General features: G+C 55.1%; 30 protein-coding genes. 2 read left to right on the forward strand and 28 right to left on the reverse strand.

Annotated features, from left to right (window positions below; translation table 11 throughout):
• Positions 1-27 precede the first annotated feature (27 nt).
• The 3 genes from ACOVRA_RS00450 to rpsM all read right to left on the reverse strand — a co-directional run bounded on the left by ACOVRA_RS00450 (position 28) and on the right by rpsM (position 1,961).
• Positions 28-1,044: a DNA-directed RNA polymerase subunit alpha gene (locus ACOVRA_RS00450; protein WP_085340330.1), complete on the reverse strand. Its 1,017-nt coding sequence runs from the start codon at positions 1,042-1,044 to the stop codon at positions 28-30.
• A gap of 95 nt (positions 1,045-1,139) precedes the next feature.
• Positions 1,140-1,529 (reverse strand): 30S ribosomal protein S11, encoded by a 390-nt coding sequence (rpsK, locus tag ACOVRA_RS00455; protein ID WP_085340287.1) that lies wholly within the window; start codon positions 1,527-1,529, stop codon positions 1,140-1,142.
• Positions 1,530-1,583: 54 nt separating this feature from the next.
• Positions 1,584-1,961 (reverse strand): 30S ribosomal protein S13, encoded by a 378-nt coding sequence (gene rpsM / locus ACOVRA_RS00460; protein WP_290807297.1) that lies wholly within the window; start codon positions 1,959-1,961, stop codon positions 1,584-1,586.
• 406 nt (positions 1,962-2,367) lie between these two features.
• On the opposite strand from rpsM, the gene ACOVRA_RS00465 reads away from it, so the two are divergent.
• On the forward strand, positions 2,368-2,667 hold the full coding sequence (locus ACOVRA_RS00465; protein ID WP_421718606.1) for a type II toxin-antitoxin system RelE/ParE family toxin: 300 nt from the start codon (positions 2,368-2,370) through the stop codon (positions 2,665-2,667).
• Between the two features lies 1 nt (position 2,668).
• Complete coding sequence (locus ACOVRA_RS00470; RefSeq protein ID WP_421718607.1) at positions 2,669-2,986, forward strand: addiction module antidote protein; 318 nt, start codon at positions 2,669-2,671, stop codon at positions 2,984-2,986.
• A gap of 5 nt (positions 2,987-2,991) precedes the next feature.
• Here the strand turns inward: ACOVRA_RS00470 and ACOVRA_RS00475 are convergent, their stop codons facing one another.
• The 25 genes from ACOVRA_RS00475 to ACOVRA_RS00595 all read right to left on the reverse strand — a co-directional run bounded on the left by ACOVRA_RS00475 (position 2,992) and on the right by ACOVRA_RS00595 (position 15,726).
• Positions 2,992-3,555: an adenylate kinase gene (locus ACOVRA_RS00475; protein ID WP_421718696.1), complete on the reverse strand. Its 564-nt coding sequence runs from the start codon at positions 3,553-3,555 to the stop codon at positions 2,992-2,994.
• Positions 3,556-3,598: 43 nt separating this feature from the next.
• Entirely contained in the window at positions 3,599-4,966 is a 1,368-nt protein-coding gene (secY, locus tag ACOVRA_RS00480; RefSeq protein WP_421718608.1) for a preprotein translocase subunit SecY, read from the reverse strand.
• A gap of 113 nt (positions 4,967-5,079) precedes the next feature.
• Complete coding sequence (gene rplO / locus ACOVRA_RS00485; RefSeq protein ID WP_290805119.1) at positions 5,080-5,565, reverse strand: 50S ribosomal protein L15; 486 nt, start codon at positions 5,563-5,565, stop codon at positions 5,080-5,082.
• 18 nt (positions 5,566-5,583) lie between these two features.
• Positions 5,584-5,769, reverse strand: coding sequence for a 50S ribosomal protein L30 (rpmD, locus tag ACOVRA_RS00490; RefSeq protein ID WP_421718609.1), 186 nt, complete (start codon positions 5,767-5,769; stop codon positions 5,584-5,586).
• Positions 5,770-5,771: 2 nt separating this feature from the next.
• Positions 5,772-6,338: a 30S ribosomal protein S5 gene (gene rpsE, locus ACOVRA_RS00495; RefSeq protein WP_085340292.1), complete on the reverse strand. Its 567-nt coding sequence runs from the start codon at positions 6,336-6,338 to the stop codon at positions 5,772-5,774.
• 12 nt (positions 6,339-6,350) lie between these two features.
• Entirely contained in the window at positions 6,351-6,707 is a 357-nt protein-coding gene (gene rplR, locus ACOVRA_RS00500; RefSeq protein WP_290805122.1) for a 50S ribosomal protein L18, read from the reverse strand.
• Positions 6,707-7,237, reverse strand: coding sequence for a 50S ribosomal protein L6 (gene rplF / locus ACOVRA_RS00505; protein ID WP_421718610.1), 531 nt, complete (start codon positions 7,235-7,237; stop codon positions 6,707-6,709). Before rplF ends, rplR begins: the two co-directional genes overlap by 1 nt.
• A gap of 11 nt (positions 7,238-7,248) precedes the next feature.
• On the reverse strand, positions 7,249-7,644 hold the full coding sequence (gene rpsH / locus ACOVRA_RS00510; protein WP_290805127.1) for a 30S ribosomal protein S8: 396 nt from the start codon (positions 7,642-7,644) through the stop codon (positions 7,249-7,251).
• A gap of 12 nt (positions 7,645-7,656) precedes the next feature.
• Positions 7,657-7,962, reverse strand: coding sequence for a 30S ribosomal protein S14 (gene rpsN / locus ACOVRA_RS00515; protein ID WP_290805130.1), 306 nt, complete (start codon positions 7,960-7,962; stop codon positions 7,657-7,659).
• 4 nt (positions 7,963-7,966) lie between these two features.
• On the reverse strand, positions 7,967-8,527 hold the full coding sequence (gene rplE / locus ACOVRA_RS00520) for a 50S ribosomal protein L5 (RefSeq protein WP_298226843.1): 561 nt from the start codon (positions 8,525-8,527) through the stop codon (positions 7,967-7,969).
• Positions 8,520-8,840: a 50S ribosomal protein L24 gene (rplX, locus tag ACOVRA_RS00525; protein ID WP_313587080.1), complete on the reverse strand. Its 321-nt coding sequence runs from the start codon at positions 8,838-8,840 to the stop codon at positions 8,520-8,522. The genes rplE and rplX overlap by 8 nt, the downstream gene beginning before the upstream one ends.
• Before the next feature lies 1 nt (position 8,841).
• Complete coding sequence (gene rplN / locus ACOVRA_RS00530; RefSeq protein ID WP_085340299.1) at positions 8,842-9,210, reverse strand: 50S ribosomal protein L14; 369 nt, start codon at positions 9,208-9,210, stop codon at positions 8,842-8,844.
• A gap of 36 nt (positions 9,211-9,246) precedes the next feature.
• A complete protein-coding gene (rpsQ, locus tag ACOVRA_RS00535) occupies positions 9,247-9,486 on the reverse strand; it encodes a 30S ribosomal protein S17 (RefSeq protein ID WP_085340300.1) in 240 nt (79 codons plus the stop codon).
• A 10-nt stretch (positions 9,487-9,496) separates the two neighbouring features.
• On the reverse strand, positions 9,497-9,697 hold the full coding sequence (gene rpmC / locus ACOVRA_RS00540) for a 50S ribosomal protein L29 (protein WP_085340301.1): 201 nt from the start codon (positions 9,695-9,697) through the stop codon (positions 9,497-9,499).
• A 13-nt stretch (positions 9,698-9,710) separates the two neighbouring features.
• Positions 9,711-10,133 carry a 50S ribosomal protein L16 gene (gene rplP, locus ACOVRA_RS00545; RefSeq protein WP_085340302.1) on the reverse strand — a complete coding sequence of 141 codons (423 nt, stop codon included), beginning with the start codon at positions 10,131-10,133 and terminating at the stop codon, positions 9,711-9,713.
• A 15-nt stretch (positions 10,134-10,148) separates the two neighbouring features.
• The gene (rpsC, locus tag ACOVRA_RS00550) at positions 10,149-10,940 is read right to left on the reverse strand and encodes a 30S ribosomal protein S3 (protein WP_290805146.1); all 792 of its coding nucleotides are present in this window, start codon (positions 10,938-10,940) and stop codon (positions 10,149-10,151) included.
• On the reverse strand, positions 10,940-11,320 hold the full coding sequence (gene rplV / locus ACOVRA_RS00555; RefSeq protein WP_085340304.1) for a 50S ribosomal protein L22: 381 nt from the start codon (positions 11,318-11,320) through the stop codon (positions 10,940-10,942). The genes rpsC and rplV overlap by 1 nt, the downstream gene beginning before the upstream one ends.
• A gap of 4 nt (positions 11,321-11,324) precedes the next feature.
• Positions 11,325-11,603 (reverse strand): 30S ribosomal protein S19, encoded by a 279-nt coding sequence (gene rpsS, locus ACOVRA_RS00560; protein ID WP_290805148.1) that lies wholly within the window; start codon positions 11,601-11,603, stop codon positions 11,325-11,327.
• Between the two features lie 4 nt (positions 11,604-11,607).
• A complete protein-coding gene (rplB, locus tag ACOVRA_RS00565) occupies positions 11,608-12,441 on the reverse strand; it encodes a 50S ribosomal protein L2 (RefSeq protein ID WP_290805150.1) in 834 nt (277 codons plus the stop codon).
• A gap of 3 nt (positions 12,442-12,444) precedes the next feature.
• Positions 12,445-12,741, reverse strand: coding sequence for a 50S ribosomal protein L23 (locus ACOVRA_RS00570; RefSeq protein ID WP_085340307.1), 297 nt, complete (start codon positions 12,739-12,741; stop codon positions 12,445-12,447).
• A complete protein-coding gene (gene rplD, locus ACOVRA_RS00575; protein WP_290805153.1) occupies positions 12,741-13,379 on the reverse strand; it encodes a 50S ribosomal protein L4 in 639 nt (212 codons plus the stop codon). The genes ACOVRA_RS00570 and rplD overlap by 1 nt, the downstream gene beginning before the upstream one ends.
• Positions 13,379-14,125, reverse strand: a complete 747-nt coding sequence (gene rplC, locus ACOVRA_RS00580) for a 50S ribosomal protein L3 (protein ID WP_290805155.1) — start codon at positions 14,123-14,125, stop codon at positions 13,379-13,381. The genes rplD and rplC overlap by 1 nt, the downstream gene beginning before the upstream one ends.
• A gap of 11 nt (positions 14,126-14,136) precedes the next feature.
• Positions 14,137-14,445: a 30S ribosomal protein S10 gene (gene rpsJ, locus ACOVRA_RS00585; RefSeq protein ID WP_290805157.1), complete on the reverse strand. Its 309-nt coding sequence runs from the start codon at positions 14,443-14,445 to the stop codon at positions 14,137-14,139.
• 359 nt (positions 14,446-14,804) lie between these two features.
• Entirely contained in the window at positions 14,805-15,224 is a 420-nt protein-coding gene (locus ACOVRA_RS00590) for a hypothetical protein (RefSeq protein WP_421718611.1), read from the reverse strand.
• Positions 15,217-15,726, reverse strand: a complete 510-nt coding sequence (locus ACOVRA_RS00595; RefSeq protein WP_421718612.1) for a hypothetical protein — start codon at positions 15,724-15,726, stop codon at positions 15,217-15,219. The genes ACOVRA_RS00590 and ACOVRA_RS00595 overlap by 8 nt, the downstream gene beginning before the upstream one ends.
• Positions 15,727-15,766: the final 40 nt, after the last annotated feature.

A 15,766-nucleotide genomic window follows, 5' to 3' on the forward strand; every position in this document is an offset into this window, starting at 1 on the left:
GCGACGTCTCGCGACGTTGCGTCTTGATTACATTTGGTCTTCGAACTTCTTAGCGAGTTCGTCGATGTTTTCAGGGGGCCAGTTTGGCGCTTCCATGCCCAAATGGAGACCCATTTGTGCGAGGACTTCCTTGATTTCGTTCAAGGACTTGCGGCCGAAGTTTGGCGTGCGCAACATTTCTGCTTCGGTCTTCTGGATCAGATCGCCGATATAGATGATGTTGTCGTTCTTCAAGCAGTTTGCCGAACGCACCGACAATTCCAATTCTTCCACACGCTTCAACAAAGCTGGGTTGAATGGCAATTCTGGGCGGGTTTCTTCAACCTTTTTGGTCTTGGCTTCTTCGAAGTTGATGAAGACGTCCAATTGGTCCTGAATGATACGGGCTGCATAAGCAATCGCATCTTCTGGCGTCATGGCACCATTGGTTTCAACTTCCATGACCAGACGATCATAGTCGAGCACTTGGCCTTCGCGGGTGTTTTCCACCTTATAGGCAACGCGCTTCACGGGGCTATAGAGCGCGTCAACCGCGATCAAGCCGATTGGCGCATCTTCAGGACGGTTAGCATCCGCCGTCACATAGCCCTTGCCGTTTTCAACGGTGAATTCCATGCGGATTTCAGCGCCGTCGTCCAGCGTGCACAGAACTTGCTCTGGGTTCAGAATTTCGATGTCGCTACCGGCTTGAATTTCGCCAGCAGTCACTTCGCCCGGGCCTTGCGCGCGCAAAGTCATGCGCTTTGGACCGTCAGCATGCATGACCAAAGCCACGCCTTTGATGTTCAACACGATGTCGGTCACGTCTTCACGCACACCAGCAATCGAGGAGAACTCATGGACAACACCGTCGATCTGCACCGAGGTGATGGCCGAACCGCGCAAAGACGACAAAAGCACGCGACGCAGCGCATTGCCCAAAGTCATCCCAAACCCGCGCTCCAATGGCTCTGCGATCAGCTTCGCTTTACGCGCTGGATCGAAACCATGTTCAATGACCGTCTTATCTGGGCGGATCAACAGCTTCCAATTTTTTTCGAGCACCATGTAATCCTCTATATAGTCGGGGGCGAAACTTGGTTCGCCAAGTCAATAGTCAACCGAATGCGGGCCCGTGCGGACCCGCAAATGCCTCGCGATTAAACGCGACGGCGCTTCGGTGGACGGCAGCCGTTGTGCGGAATCGGGGTCACATCACGGATCGAGCTGATGATGAAACCAACCGACTGCAAGGCGCGCAGCGCGCTCTCGCGACCAGAACCTGGGCCGGACACATTGACTTCGAGGTTACGAACACCGTGCTCAGCCGCTTTGCGGCCTGCGTCTTCTGCAGCTACCTGAGCCGCATAAGGGGTGGACTTACGTGAGCCCTTAAAGCCCATCATGCCAGAGGACGACCACGAAATCGCATTGCCCTGAGGGTCTGCGATGGTGATCATCGTGTTGTTAAAGCTAGAGTTCACATGAGCCACCGCATTTGCGATGTTCTTGCGCTCTTTACGACGGACGCGGGTGGTATCTTTTGCCATTGTGTCGGTTCCAGACGAAAGCCAGCGGGCTCACGCCCGTTGGGGAAAAATAAATTAGCGCTTGACCTGCTTCTTGCCGGCGATCGGCTTAGCAGGGCCCTTACGGGTGCGAGCGTTGGTGTGAGTGCGTTGGCCACGAACTGGCAAGCCGCGACGATGGCGAAGACCACGATAGCAACCGAGGTCCATCAAGCGCTTCACGTTCATCGAAACTTCGCGACGCAGGTCGCCTTCGACAACATATTCACGGTCAATGGTTTCGCGGATCTGGAGGACTTCAGCGTCCGTCAATTGGTTCACACGACGCTCAGCCGCGATTCCCACTTTTTCACAGATCTCTTGGGCTTTGGCAGCGCCAACGCCATGAATATATTGCAACGCGATCAATACGCGCTTGTTCGTCGGTATGTTGACGCCAGCTATCCGGGCCACTTTGTCTCTCCATTCACAGCCCCACCCCCTTGCGGAGGATCTGCGCCGTGCGGTCAATCTATTGTTTTAAGGCCTGTTTTTTAAGGAACAAACCATGAGGTGCGCAAAACGACGCATAACCAACCATCCGGTAGTCCCGGTCGGTTGGCATGCGTCCTTTAACGGAAGAGCGCTTGTTAATGCGATGCCACACGTAAGTCAACGCTTCGTGCTGAAAACATTACCATTGTCCATTGCGCATTTCGCGGCCGCCATTACCGCGCCAAGAGAGCAAACACACGTGCGGCTAGGTGCCATTTACTACGTCCCGCGCGATGAGTTTCATGGCAACTGCCCTCTAGTGCCAGTCTTGCCACTGTCAAAGAGCGCAACTTGACTTCAAGTATGTCGTCTATAAACTACAAGCATGCATTATGTGCTCAAGCAAACCGCAACTTTCGGTAAATGGCGGGAAGGACTGAGAGATCCGAAGCTAAAAGCAATCTTAGCCTCAAGGCTGGACCGATTAGCCTTCGGCCTTGAAGGCGATTCGAAGCGTGTGGCCCCGCATATATACGAGCTTCGCATCCATTATGGCGCAGGCATTCGCGTATATTTCCTGCGACAGGGCAATACTTGGATTATCCTGCTTCAAGGCGGAGATAAATCGAGCCAAGAACGCGATATAAAGGCGGCCCAAAAGATGGCTGAACAATGGAGTGAGTAAAGTGAGCGACCCTCTTATCACCTACGATCCAGCTGAAGACCTCAACACGCCCGAAGCAATAGCGGTCTTCCTCACCGAAGCGCTCAAGACCCAAGACGCAGCCTATATTGCCCATGCGATCGGCGTCATCGCGCGTGCACAGGGCATGTCCAGCCTCGCGCATGAAACAGGTCTATCCAGAGAGCAGCTTTATCGTTCTTACAGCAAGCAAGGAAACCCGACGCTGAAGTCGACTTTGGCGATCTTGAAATCGTTGGGATTGCAGTTATCCGCAGAGGCAACTTGCCGAGACGAGTCTGCCCCCCAAGCTGTTGAGTGAACCTATTAGCCCGCCAACGCCGCATCAATCGCGGCGGCAACGCCGTCCATGCTGGCCATGCCATCAACTTCACGCAACAGACCGCGGTCGCCATAGAAAGGCAAGAGCGGGGCGGTTTGGGTGTTATAGGCAGCCAATCGCTTGACGAAGGTTTCAGGATTATCGTCTGAGCGGCCCTGATCTTCAAAGCGCTTGGTGATGCGGGCCAATAGCTCTTCATCATCGACCACCAAACGGATCACCAAATCGATGCGCTGACCGCGGGAGGCTAAGAGACCATCCAAAGCCACAGCTTGCGCGGTCGTACGGGGAAATCCGTCATAGATGAAGCCAGCAACACCGGGGTTCTTTGTGATCTGATCGTCGATCAGTTCAATCACGATCTCATCTGAAACCAAGGAACCCGAATCCATCACGGCAGCCACGCGCTGACCCAGCTCAGAGCCTGATGCACGGGCAGCGCGCAACATGTCACCGGTTGAGAGTTGGACAAAGCCCCGCCCCTCTACCAAGCGCTTAGCCTGCGTGCCCTTGCCTGCCCCGGGGGGGCCGAACATGATCAAATTCATCATCCTAGTTTCCCCCTATAGAGCCGCGCTTGGACTTCAGGACTTAGCGTCCCCGCCCCTTTAGCTTCGACCTTTTGATCATGCCCTCATACTGGTGTGCCAGCATATGAGATTGGATTTGCGCCACCGTATCAATTGTGACCGAGACGACAATGAGCAATGACGTCCCACCCAGATAAAATTGCATGCCCATGTTGGCACTGACCGCTTCTGGGACAAGACAGACAATCACCAGATAGACTGCACCGATCAAGGTCAAACGGCTCATCACCATATCAAGGTAATCCGCCGTCTTCGCGCCGGGGCGAATACCGGGCAGGAAACCACCTTGCTTACGCAAATTGTCTGCTGTCTCTTCCGTGTTGAACACAACCGAGGTGTAGAAGAAGCTGAAGAACATGATCAGCACGCCAAACAACGCGATGAACAAGGGTTGCCCGTGCGACAAAAGGCCAGCCGTGGTGCGGATGCCCTCTTGCATGACAACTTGCCAGTCGGGCGCATTTTCCGGCAATTGCCCGCTGGCCAAGAAGCCAGCAGCAGTCGCAGGCAGCAACAAAAGCGATGAGGCGAAGATAGGTGGGATCACGCCGGCCGTATTGATTTTAAGCGGCAAGAAGGATTGCTCACCCGTCGTCATTTTGTTGCCGACTTGGCGCTTGGGATATTGCACCACGATGCGGCGCTGCGAGCGCTCGACAAACACGATCAACACAATGGCCACTGTCAAGATGACCACGAGGGCCAGAATGGCAAAGCCCGAGATCGAGCCTTCTTGCGCCAAAGTCAAAGCGCGGAAGATGGTCTTGGGTACTTCTGCGACGATACCGGCAAAAATGATCAAAGAGACGCCATTGCCGATGCCGCGCGCGGTGATCTGCTCACCAATCCACATCAACAACAAGGTACCGCCGGTCAAGGTGATGACGGTGGAGGCAATAAACATGGGGCCTGGATCAATCACAACGCCGGGCGAGCTGGCCAGACCGTTTGCGATCGTCAAAGATTGCGCGACCGCCAATACGACGGTCAGATAACGCGTGTATTGATTGAGTTGGGCGCGCCCCGATTCGCCTTCCTTCTTCAACTGCTCCAATCGACCTGGGAAGGACGAGAGCAATTGGATGATGATGGAGGCCGAAATATACGGCATCACATTGAGGGCAAAGACCGCCAAACGCTCTACCGCACCACCGGAGAACATGTTCGCCATGCCCAAAATGCCCTGCTGCGCTTGCGAGAAGGCGCGGGCAAAAGCTTCGATATCAATGCCCGGGATCGGGATAAAGGTCCCGAGACGGTAACAGATCAAAGCGACAACGGTGAAAATGATCCGCGCATGCAGATCTTTGGCCTTCGCAAACGAAGCGAAGTTCAAATTACGGGCAAGTTGCTCGGCTGCTGAAGCCATGGAACGTGGTGCCTTCCAAAAATGAAAAGCGCGCCTAAGCGGATATCCGCCTGGCGCGCCAAAAAGAGGTGCGCAACCCCCATATCGGGGATTGCGCATCAGACCTCAAGGGCTCAGGCTGCTTGCTTCTCAGCTTTGGCCTTGCCGGTTAGGGTGATTTTGCCACCAGCAGCTTCAATTGCTGCGATTGCAGCCGCCGAAGCGCCAGTCACGATGAGCTCAACTTTACCGCCGATCTCACCCTTGTTCAGGATCCGGACGCCATCGCGAACGCGACGAACCAAACCAGAAGCAACCAAAGCCGCTTCATCGATTGGCTTGCCAGCATCCAAACGGCCAGCTGCGATCGCTTTGGCCAGAAGGCCCAAGTTCACCCAAGCATGGTCTTTGGTGCAGCGGGCGTTAAAGCCACGCTTTGGCACGCGCATGTGGATTGGCATTTGACCGCCTTCGAAGCCATTGATCGAAACGCCGCGACGCGACTTTTGACCTTTGACACCGCGACCGGAAGTCTTGCCTTTACCCGAACCAACACCGCGACCAACCCGCATGCGGGCCTTGGTTGCGCCTTCGTTGTCGGACAATTCATTCAGTTTCATGGTGTTCCTAAAGCACGCTTACGCGCGCTCCTCCACGACTTGAACCAAATGCGCAACCTTGGCGATCATCCCGCGGATAGCAGGAGTATCTTCAAGTTCACGAACCCGATTCAGTTTGTTCAGGCCAAGCCCGACCAGGGTTTCCCGCTGGTCGAAGCGACGACGAATGGGCGAACCCGTTTGTTTAACAACAACAACAGCCACGATTAGCCCTCCGAGCCTTCGACGCCGCTGGCACCGTCTTTACGACGAACCAGAACGTCAGCGACCTTCAAGTTGCGCTTGTTGGCGACCTGACGGGGCGAAATTTGCTCGCCCAAAGCGTCAAATGTTGCGCGCACCATGTTGTAAGGATTGGACGAACCCAAGGACTTGGAAACCACGTCCTTAATGCCCAATACTTCAAACACAGCCCGCATCGGACCACCAGCGATCAAGCCGGTCCCTGGAGGGGCCGAGCGGACGATCACTTTACCAGCACCCCAACGCCCAGCGGCATTGTGATGCAAGGTGCGGCCTTCGCGCAGCGGGATACGCTGCATGCGGCGCTTAGCTTCTTCGGTTGCCTTGCGGATTGCTTCAGGAACTTCGCGGGCTTTGCCCTTGCCGAACCCTGCACGACCCTTTTCGTCACCGACGACGACCAGAGCGGCAAAACCAAAGTTCTTACCACCCTTCACAACCTTCGCGACGCGGTTAATCGCGACGAGACGGTCTACGAATTCGCTATCGCGCTCTTCGTTCTTTTGTTCACGTTCCGGCCTGCGAGCCATCAGATCTACTCCTTAGAACTCAAGGCCGGCTTCACGCGCGGCGTCGGCGAGCGCTTTGACGCGCCCATGATACAAATAACCACCACGGTCGAAAACCACTTGCTTCACGCCCTTTTCAATGGCGCGCTCTGCCAGCAATTTACCGACTGCAACTGCGTCGTCCAGCTTTTGACCTTCAGCAGCACGCAGTGCAGCCTCCAAGGACGAAGCCGAAACCAGCGTGACCCCTTTGGAGTCGTCGATGATTTGTGCGGAAATATTTTTGGACGAGCGATGAACCGAAAGCCGCAAACGGCCGTTGGCCAAAGCCCGAAGACGGGAGCGCGTGCGAAGCGTGCGCTTGGTCTTTAATGCTAATGAAGATGGCATTATTTCTTCTTGCCTTCCTTGCGACGGACAGTTTCGCCGGCATAACGAACACCTTTGCCCTTATAGGGCTCGGGCGGACGATACTTGCGAATTTCCGAGCAAATTTGACCCAGCTCTTGCTTGTCTTTGCCAGAGATTTTGATTTCGGTTGGCTTTGGCACCGCAAACGTCACACCAGCTGGTGCTTTGTAGACGATTGGGTGTGAATAGCCGAGCGACAATTCAAGATCTTTGCCCGCCAACGCTGCACGATAGCCGACGCCGACGAGTTCGAGCGTACGCTCAAAACCCTTGGTGACGCCTTCAACCATGTTTGCGATCATCGAGCGCGACATGCCCCACAAGGAGCGAGCCAGTTTCGAGTCATTCTTAGGGGTGACCACGATGACGCCGCCTTCAATGATAACCGAGACTTGCTCGTGTACCTTGAAGGACAATTCGCCTTGTGGGCCTTTTGCCTTGATGATGTCGCCGTCGATCGTGACGGTGGCACCAGCCAATGCGACAGGTTGTTTGCCGATACGTGACATTCTCGGCTCCCTTAGTAGACGTGCGCGAGGATCTCGCCGCCGACGTTGTTAGCCCGAGCAGCTGCGTCCGACATCACGCCCTTTGGCGTGGAGAGGATGGCAATGCCCAGACCGTTACGCACGAGCGGAAGGTCCTTCACAGAGGAATAAACACGACGGCCAGGCTTCGAAATGCGCTTGATCGTGTCGATCACGGGCGCACCGTCGAAATACTTGAGCTGGATTTCCAACTCAATCTTGCCGTTGATTTCGATATCCCCATAACCACGGATGTAACCTTCGCCGACGAGAACATCGAGGACGCGGGCACGCAATGTGGATTTTGGGGTGGTGACAGTCGAACGGTTCCGCATTTGAGCATTGCGGATCCGAGTGAGCATGTCGCCGACGGGATCGTTCACTTGCATGACAACCCTCCCTTACCAGCTAGCTTTTGTCATGCCGGGGATCATGCCGGAGGACGCGAGGTCCCGCAGCGCAATCCGCGACATGCGGAGCTTACGATAGAAAGCGCGGGGACGACCTGTCACCTCGCAGCGATTGCGAACACGGTTTTCGGCCGAGTTGCGCGGAAGCTCCGCCAGCTTCAAACGAGCCGCAAAGCGCTCTTCCAGTGGCAGATTTTCGTCGGTTGCGACTGCCTTGAGGCGGGCGCGCTTAGCCGAGAATTTCTTCACCAGGGCCTTACGGTTGTCATTGCGGTTGATAGCACTTTTCTTCGCCATGATATCAGTTCCGGAATGGGAAGTTGAACTCTGAAAGAAGGGCTTTCGCTTCTTCATTCGTGCGAGCCGTCGTACAGACGATGATGTCCATGCCCCAGATCTGGTCGACCTGATCATAGTTGATTTCAGGGAACACGAGGTGCTCCTTGAGGCCCATGGCGTAATTCCCACGGCCGTCAAACGACTTGCCGTTGAGACCGCGGAAATCCTTCACGCGCGGCAGCGCGATGGTGATCAGGCGGTCGAGGAATTCATACATGCGTTCTGCGCGCAAGGTAACTTTTGCGCCAACTGCCATGCCTTCACGCAGCTTGAAACCAGCGATCGACTTACGGGCTTTGGTGGTGACTGGCTTTTGACCAGCAATCGCACTCAAAGCAGCCAAAGCCGACTGCATCTTCTTGCTGTCTGCAACGGATTCACCAACGCCCATGTTGATCACGATCTTATCGAGACGTGGAATCTGCATGGCATTGGTATAGCTGAATTTCTCTTGCATCGCGGCGCGGATGCGCTCGTTATACTCGGTCTTCAGACGGGCTTGATAAGTTTGGGTCTCAGACATCGCCGATCACCTCCCCAGAACGCTTGGCAACACGGACTTTACGGCCGTCATCCAAGGTTTTGAAACCGACCCGGGTTGGCTTGCCATCCGTAGGGTCCATGTAAGCAACGTTGCTGATTTGAAGCGGAGCTTCAAACGAACGAATGCCAGCTTCTTGGGCTTGGGTCTGCTTCTGGTGCTTTTTGACCATGTTCACGCCCTGGACCACCAAACGGTTTTCCTTGGGGAGAACTTTGACCACTTCACCAGTCTTGCCTTTGTCCTTACCCGTCAAGACAACGACCTTGTCACCTTTTTTAAGTTTCGCAGCCATCCTAGAGTACCTCCGGAGCCAACGAAATGATCTTCATGTGGTTCTTGGCGCGGAGTTCGCGCGGAACCGGTCCAAAGATCCGGGTGCCAATAGGCTCATGCGAGTTATTCACGAGTACAGCCGCACTCCGGTCGAACCGGATGGTGGAGCCGTCTTTACGCTTGATGTCCTTTGCGACGCGAACGACGACGGCCTTACGGACGTCACCCTTCTTCACGCGGCCACGTGGAATTGCCTCTTTGATGGAGACAACAATCACGTCGCCGACGGACGCATAACGACGCTTCGAACCGCCAAGTACTTTAATGCACATGACGCGACGAGCACCGGAATTGTCCGCGACATCCAGATTTGTTTGCATCTGAATCATAATCGATCCTCTTCTATTAGCCCGTATCGGACAGCACTAGCTGCCGACGCGACCAATCACTTCCCACCGCTTCAGTTTGGACTTAGGCGGGCATTCCTGGATCTGCACGACCTCACCCGTTTTGTACGCATTTGCGTCATCATGGGCATGGTAGCGCTTCGAGCGGCGCACCGTCTTTTTAAGGACTGGGTGAAGAAAGGTCCGTTCAACCTTCACGACGATGGACTTATCGCCTTTGTCGCTCACCACGACGCCCTGCATCATACGCTTTGGCATCGATTACTCCTTAAACAGCCGTTGCTGTGGTCTTCTCGCGCATCATCGTCTTGACGAGCGCGATGTCCTTGCGGACCTGGTTGATGCGATGGGTCTTTTCAAGTTGACCTGTCGCACGTTGGAAACGCAAGTTGAATTGCTCTTTTTTCAGCTTGAGCAGCTCTTCTTGCAATTGGTCGGGCGTCAAAGCCCGCGCGTTAGCGGCTTTCATAGTGGACGCTCCCTTACGCCAGACCGAAGTCGGCACGTGAAATGATCTTGCACGCGATTGGCAGTTTAGCAGCGCCTAAGCGCAATGCTTCTTCCGCAATCTCTTGTGCAACACCGTCGATTTCGAACATGATCCGACCAGGCTTAACCCGTGCGGCCCAAAATTCTGGTGAACCCTTGCCCTTACCCATCCGAACTTCGTTTGGCTTCTTGGACACGGGCACGTCTGGATAAATACGGATCCAGACTTTTCCTTGACGCTTCATTTGACGCGTGATGGCACGACGGCAAGCTTCGATCTGACGCGCGGTGACGCGCTCAGGTGCCAAAGCCTTCAAGCCATACATGCCGAACGACAGGGTAGCCCCGCCGGTCGCGGCACCATGGATGCGGCCTTTGAACTGCTTGCGGAAGCGGGTACGTTTAGGTGACAACATGTTTCAGTTCCTCCCTTACGCGCCAGCTTGAGCCGCGTCGCCACGACCACGGCCACGGCCACGGTTGTCACGATCGTTGCGATCATTGCGTGGACGACGATCTTCACGATCATTGTCGCGGCGGGGACGAGCGTCACCCACTTCAGCAGCACGCTTGTCTTGAGCCATTGGGTCGCGCTCAAAGATTTCGCCTTTGAAGACCCAGCATTTGATGCCGATGATGCCATAAGCCGTGGTGGCTTCTGCGACGCCGTAATCCACATCCGCCCGCAAGGTGTGCAAAGGCACGCGGCCTTCACGATACCATTCGGTCCGTGCGATTTCAGCACCGCCCAAACGACCAGCAACGGTGATGCGGATCCCGCCAGCGCCCATGCGCATGGAAGATTGCATCGCGCGCTTCATCGCACGGCGGAAAGCCACACGACGCTCGAGCTGTTGGGCAACGCTTTCAGCAACCAAGGTTGCATCCAGCTCTGGCTTGCGGATTTCGACCAAGTTCAAGAACACTTCCGCGTCCTTTACGATCCCGGTCAGATCCTTACGAAGCTTTTGAATGTCTTCGCCTTTTTTACCGATAACAATGCCTGGACGCGCGGTATAAACGGTCACGCGGCACTTCTTGTGTGGACGCTCGATCACGATGCGCGACACACCAGCTTGCTTCAGCTTCTTTTTCAAGAAAGCGCGAACCGCGATGTCTTCATGAAGAAGCTTCGCATATTCGCCCGTGTTGGCATACCAGCGGCTGTCCCACGTCCGGTTAATGCCCAGACGCATGCTGATTGGATTGACCTTCTGACCCATCAGGCCGCTCCTTCCATCTCACGCACAACGATGGTGATGTGCGAGAAGGGCTTTTCAATACGAGCGCCGCGACCGCGAGCCCGGGTGTTCATACGCTTCATAACCAGACCTTTGCCGACATAGGCTTGGGCAACGACCAGAGCATCGATATCGAGGCCATGGTTGTTTTCGGCGTTTGCGATGGCCGATTGCAGGCACTTGCGAACGTCGATGGCAATGCGCTTTGGCGAAAACTGAAGTTCAGCCAAGGCCTTGTCCACTTTCAAGCCACGAATGCTTTGTGCCACCAAGTTCAGCTTTTGGCCGCTGGTCCGCAAGTTGCGGGCTTGGGCCAATGCTTCCTTGTCGGACAAGGCGCGAGGGGTTTTTGCTTTTGACATGCGCCTACCTCCGCTTCGACTTCTTGTCCGCGCCGTGACCGAAATAGGTACGGGTTGGAGCAAATTCGCCGAACTTATGGCCAACCATTTCTTCCGAAACGTTCACAGGCACAAACTTGTGACCATTGTGAACCTGGAAGGTCAGGCCAATGAACTGAGGCATGATGGTGGAGCGACGCGACCAAGTTTTGATCGCTTCACGACGAGGAGATTCCGTCGCCTTCTCCGCCTTGGCGAGGAGGTAACCGTCCACAAACGGACCTTTCCATACCGAACGAGGCATAGTCTTAAGCCTTCTTTTCGTGACGACGACGGATAATCAACCGGTCAGTCGTCGTGTTGCTGCGGGTTTTAGGACCGCGGGTTTTCTTACCCCAAGGGGTTACGGGGTGGCGACCGCCAGAGGTGCGGCCTTCGCCGCCGCCATGTGGGTGGTCGACCGGGTTCATGGCAACACCACGAACCGAAGGACGAATGCCCAACCAACGCGAACGACCGGCCTTACCCGAATTCTCGTTCATATTGTCTGGGTTGGATACCGCACCAATGGTGGCGATGCAGTTATCTGGAACCATGCGCAACTCGCCCGAAGACAAGCGGATCTGAGCATAACCGGTGTCGCGGCCAACCAATTGGACGTAGCAACCAGCCGAACGTGCGATCTGAGCGCCCTTCAAAGGCTTCATTTCGACGTTGTGAATGATCGTGCCCACTGGGATCGACTTCAACAACATGGCGTTACCTGGCTTCACGTCGACCTTTTCGCCGGCGACAATGGTGTCACCAACGGCGAGGCGCTGAGGAGCCACGATATAGGACAGCTCACCATCTTCGTACTTGATCAGTGCGATGAAGGCGGTGCGGTTTGGATCATATTCCAAACGCTCAACCGTTGCTGGCATATCCCACTTACGACGCTTGAAGTCGATGATGCGATAGGTGCGCTTGTGACCACCGCCCGAACGGAACGAGGTTACGCGGCCGGTGTTGTTGCGACCACCCGTTTTGGTCAAGCCTTCGGTCAACGCTTTAACCGGCTTGCCCTTGTACAAGGACTTACGGTCAACGATCACCAGCTGGCGACGACCTTCAGAGGTCGGCTTGAATGTCTTGAGTGCCATTCCTTAGAGCCCCGTCGTCACATCAATCGTCTCGCCTTCGACCAGCGTGATGATTGCTTTCTTGAAGTCGTTCCGCTTGCCCATCACGCCCTTAAAGCGCTTGGTCTTGCCTTGAACGCGAATGGTGTTGACGGCTTTCACCTTCACCTTAAAGAGCGCTTCAACAGCTTCTTTAATGGCTGGCTTGGTTGCCGTCAGCGGCACCTGGAAGATCACTTGGTTCACTTCAGAGAGCAAAGTGCCCTTTTCCGTGATCCAAGGGGCCAGGATAGTATCGTAGTGGCGTTCGGAAAGTGCCATTATGCAGCCTCCCCTTTGCTTGCAAAGCGTGCCGAGATGGCTTCAATCGCTTCACGCGACAAAACCAGCTTATGGCGACGCAGGACGTCATAAACATTGAGGCCTGCAGCTGGCAGAACGTCCACATTCGGAACGTTGCGCGCTGCGAGTTGGAAGTTGGTGTCGACTTGTGCGCCGCCGATGACCAAAGCATTGGTCAGGCCGAGCTTGCCGAAGTTTTCCAACAACACCTTCGTCTTTGGTGCATCCAAAGCTGCTTGATCCAGAATGATCAGCGAACCTTCAGCAGCCTTAGCCGAGAGAGCCATTTTCATGCCCAAAGCGCGAACTTTTTTGTTCAAGCTGTGTGCATGCGAACGTGGGTGTGGGCCGTGAGCCACGCCACCGCCCCGGAAGATCGGCGCGTTGCGGGAACCGTGACGTGCGCCGCCAGAACCCTTTTGCTTGCCGAACTTGGAGTGCGTGCGCGAAACATCGCCACGATTTTGGGTGTCATGCGTACCAGCGCGGCGCTTGGCCAACTGATAGCGCACCACGCGGTGCAGGATGTCGGCACGAGGTGCCACACCAAAGATGGCGTCGTCCAGCTCTACCGAGCCAGCCTTGCTGCCATCTAATTTCAGGACGTCGAGTTTCATTATTCGGCTCCCTCTTGAGTTTCGACAGGAGCCGCGACTTCGACTTCAGCTTGAACGATTTTCAGATCGCCTGGCTTACGGAAAGCGGCTGGCTTTGGCAGGTCAGCAGGAGCTGCTGACTTCACCGCATCACGGATTTCAACCCAAGAACCTTCAGCACCTGGAACGGCACCACGGATCAGGATCAAACCACGCTCAACATCGGTACGAACGATGACGAGGTTTTGGGTGGTGACGCGCTCAACACCGTAGTGTCCAGCCATCTTCTTGCCCTTGAAAACCTTACCTGGGTCTTGGCGTTGACCGGTCGAACCATGCGAACGGTGCGACAGAGACACACCGTGCGTTGCGCGCAAACCACCGAAGTTCCAGCGCTTCATCGCGCCGGTGAAGCCGCGACCGATGGTGATGCCCGAGACATCGACCTTTTGGCCTGGCAAAAAGTGGTCTGCCGTCAATTCCATGCCAACATCGACCAAATTGTCGGAGCTGACGCGGAACTCGCGCAGTTTCGCCTTAGGCTCAACGCTGGCCTTGGCATAATGCCCACGCATGGGCTGAGTGACGTTTTTCGCCTTGCGGGCACCAGCGCCCACTTGCAAGGCGGTGTAGCCGTCTTTGTCATCGGTCTTTTGGGCCACCACTTGGCAGCCTTCGAGAGCCAGGACAGTGACAGGCACGTGCGCGCCATCGGCAGCAAACACGCGGGTCATGCCCATTTTCTTTGCGATCAATCCTGTACGCATAGCCGGCGCCCTTACAGACTAATTTGGACGTCAACACCGGCGGCGAGGTCGAGCTTCATCAGCGCGTCCACGGTTTGTGGTGTTGGGTCTACGATGTCGAGCACGCGCTTGTGCGTGCGGATTTCAAACTGCTCGCGCGACTTCTTATCGACGTGTGGCGAGCGGTTTACGGTGAAACGTTCAATGCGCGTTGGCAAAGGCACAGGGCCTCGTACCATTGCGCCAGTGCGCTTTGCCGTGGAGACGATCTCCTTGGCGGACTGATCCAGCGCCCGGTGGTCGAAGGCTTTGAGCCTGATCCGGATGGTCTGTTGAGCCATATTTACCCTCGCGAAGCGGTCATCCAAACGATAGGACCGCATGTCAAACATCGAACGAAGCCCGCTACGACGCCATTTTGACCGGCGACGCATCAGGCTGCGCAAACTTAATTTTAGCTGGAAAGGCCATCTGACGGGGTCGAAGAAGCAAAGACGCGTATGACCGCGCCATCAGAGGCGACATACCCTTTTCGGCGGTACGAACCCTGCGCTTTTATCGTCCCGCGTCTGAAGAACACCAAGGTTCTCCACAGCCGGTCCAAGCAAGAGCGGCGTTACTAGCTATGTGAGTCTGTTTTGTAAAGGGTATCTATCAGGCTGGGTGCAGTGGGGGGTGGTCACAAACCGCCATCAGCAAATTAGCTTGCTTTTAACGTCTCAACCAATTGTTGGACGCTAGATCGTTTTCCATACTTTGTAGCCAGCAGATCAGCGAGTTCGAGTAAGCGCGGACTGGAAATATTCTCAATCCCAAATGGGCTGATCGAAGCTAAAGCGTTTTGGATTGGTTGAGCATTTACGCCACCAGAGGCCACCACATTTAACTTACTGTCGTAAACAACAATAGTCGGTTGCCGATCCAAATCGTTAACAAAGCCTGCAAGTCCGCTGCCGGATGAAATTTGCTTTGATTTGGCCCGAATGCCACCAATCTTGACAGTCTGATTACCAACGGGCGCAATGAAGGCAGTCCCGCCATCCGTCACAGCCCATCCGAGCGACCCATCACGGGTTTTGTCGAGCAACAGGGAATAGAGGGCAGATACATTCTCATCCATGATCATGTGTTCCCAATTCAAGCTCGCCGTGGATATCGGAAATAGTATTTCCAATGGACTGAATCAAGCGCTTTCGGGCATCCTTAACGTCTTCCTCATCGCCAACATGGCTTTCGGACAAATCGTCCAAAGTGATGGTCGCATTCCGCAGTCGTTCCTGAATGTCAGGATAATTTCCCGCAGCGGCATTCGCACAATTCGAGAGTTCCCGTCTAAGCTCAATTTGCATAGGCTCAAACTCCTTTTCCACCAGATTTCCTGGATTCCGCCACATCGTATTCGACGTCGAAAGAAGTTGCGTCAACTTTGTCAGAAGTTTTGCTTTTCGGTCCTCTCTGCGGACAGAGTCTCGTGCCGCTTGGGCGGCGGTATCGGCACTTTGCGCAGCCTGCTTGGCGAGTCCGGCTTCTTTCAGCGACAGATAGGAAACCCAAATCCCGACTAAAGATGCCCCTAGTCCCAAGGTGCCGATTAGAGTATCAAAGGTGGGCATCCAAGTCATAATTACTTTATATCGCTAATTCAGCGACGGGCAACCCATT

Origin of the sequence: Aquidulcibacter sp. (genome assembly GCF_049239865.1) — a bacterium.
Classification (GTDB): Bacteria; Pseudomonadota; Alphaproteobacteria; order Caulobacterales; family Aquidulcibacteraceae; genus Aquidulcibacter.

Coding starts and splice junctions, on each gene's coding strand:
- rpsK (WP_085340287.1), bottom strand. CDS start 1,529: ATGGCAAAAGATACCACCCGCGTCCGTCGTAAAGAGCGCAAGAACATC.
- ACOVRA_RS00465 (WP_421718606.1), top strand. CDS start 2,368: ATGCATTATGTGCTCAAGCAAACCGCAACTTTCGGTAAATGGCGGGAA.
- ACOVRA_RS00475 (WP_421718696.1), bottom strand. CDS start 3,555: ATGAATTTGATCATGTTCGGCCCCCCCGGGGCAGGCAAGGGCACGCAG.
- secY (WP_421718608.1), bottom strand. CDS start 4,966: ATGGCTTCAGCAGCCGAGCAACTTGCCCGTAATTTGAACTTCGCTTCG.
- rplO (WP_290805119.1), bottom strand. CDS start 5,565: ATGAAACTGAATGAATTGTCCGACAACGAAGGCGCAACCAAGGCCCGC.
- rpsE (WP_085340292.1), bottom strand. CDS start 6,338: ATGGCTCGCAGGCCGGAACGTGAACAAAAGAACGAAGAGCGCGATAGC.
- rplR (WP_290805122.1), bottom strand. CDS start 6,707: ATGCCATCTTCATTAGCATTAAAGACCAAGCGCACGCTTCGCACGCGC.
- rplF (WP_421718610.1), bottom strand. CDS start 7,237: ATGTCACGTATCGGCAAACAACCTGTCGCATTGGCTGGTGCCACCGTC.
- rpsH (WP_290805127.1), bottom strand. CDS start 7,644: ATGCAAGTGAACGATCCCGTCGGCGACATGCTCACTCGGATCCGCAAT.
- rpsN (WP_290805130.1), bottom strand. CDS start 7,962: ATGGCGAAGAAAAGTGCTATCAACCGCAATGACAACCGTAAGGCCCTG.
- rplE (WP_298226843.1), bottom strand. CDS start 8,527: ATGTCTGAGACCCAAACTTATCAAGCCCGTCTGAAGACCGAGTATAAC.
- rplX (WP_313587080.1), bottom strand. CDS start 8,840: ATGGCTGCGAAACTTAAAAAAGGTGACAAGGTCGTTGTCTTGACGGGT.
- rplN (WP_085340299.1), bottom strand. CDS start 9,210: ATGATTCAGATGCAAACAAATCTGGATGTCGCGGACAATTCCGGTGCT.
- rpsQ (WP_085340300.1), bottom strand. CDS start 9,486: ATGCCAAAGCGTATGATGCAGGGCGTCGTGGTGAGCGACAAAGGCGAT.
- rpmC (WP_085340301.1), bottom strand. CDS start 9,697: ATGAAAGCCGCTAACGCGCGGGCTTTGACGCCCGACCAATTGCAAGAA.
- rplP (WP_085340302.1), bottom strand. CDS start 10,133: ATGTTGTCACCTAAACGTACCCGCTTCCGCAAGCAGTTCAAAGGCCGC.
- rpsC (WP_290805146.1), bottom strand. CDS start 10,940: ATGGGTCAGAAGGTCAATCCAATCAGCATGCGTCTGGGCATTAACCGG.
- rplV (WP_085340304.1), bottom strand. CDS start 11,320: ATGTCAAAAGCAAAAACCCCTCGCGCCTTGTCCGACAAGGAAGCATTG.
- rpsS (WP_290805148.1), bottom strand. CDS start 11,603: ATGCCTCGTTCGGTATGGAAAGGTCCGTTTGTGGACGGTTACCTCCTC.
- rplB (WP_290805150.1), bottom strand. CDS start 12,441: ATGGCACTCAAGACATTCAAGCCGACCTCTGAAGGTCGTCGCCAGCTG.
- ACOVRA_RS00570 (WP_085340307.1), bottom strand. CDS start 12,741: ATGGCACTTTCCGAACGCCACTACGATACTATCCTGGCCCCTTGGATC.
- rplD (WP_290805153.1), bottom strand. CDS start 13,379: ATGAAACTCGACGTCCTGAAATTAGATGGCAGCAAGGCTGGCTCGGTA.
- rplC (WP_290805155.1), bottom strand. CDS start 14,125: ATGCGTACAGGATTGATCGCAAAGAAAATGGGCATGACCCGCGTGTTT.
- rpsJ (WP_290805157.1), bottom strand. CDS start 14,445: ATGGCTCAACAGACCATCCGGATCAGGCTCAAAGCCTTCGACCACCGG.
- ACOVRA_RS00590 (WP_421718611.1), bottom strand. CDS start 15,224: ATGGATGAGAATGTATCTGCCCTCTATTCCCTGTTGCTCGACAAAACC.
- ACOVRA_RS00595 (WP_421718612.1), bottom strand. CDS start 15,726: ATGACTTGGATGCCCACCTTTGATACTCTAATCGGCACCTTGGGACTA.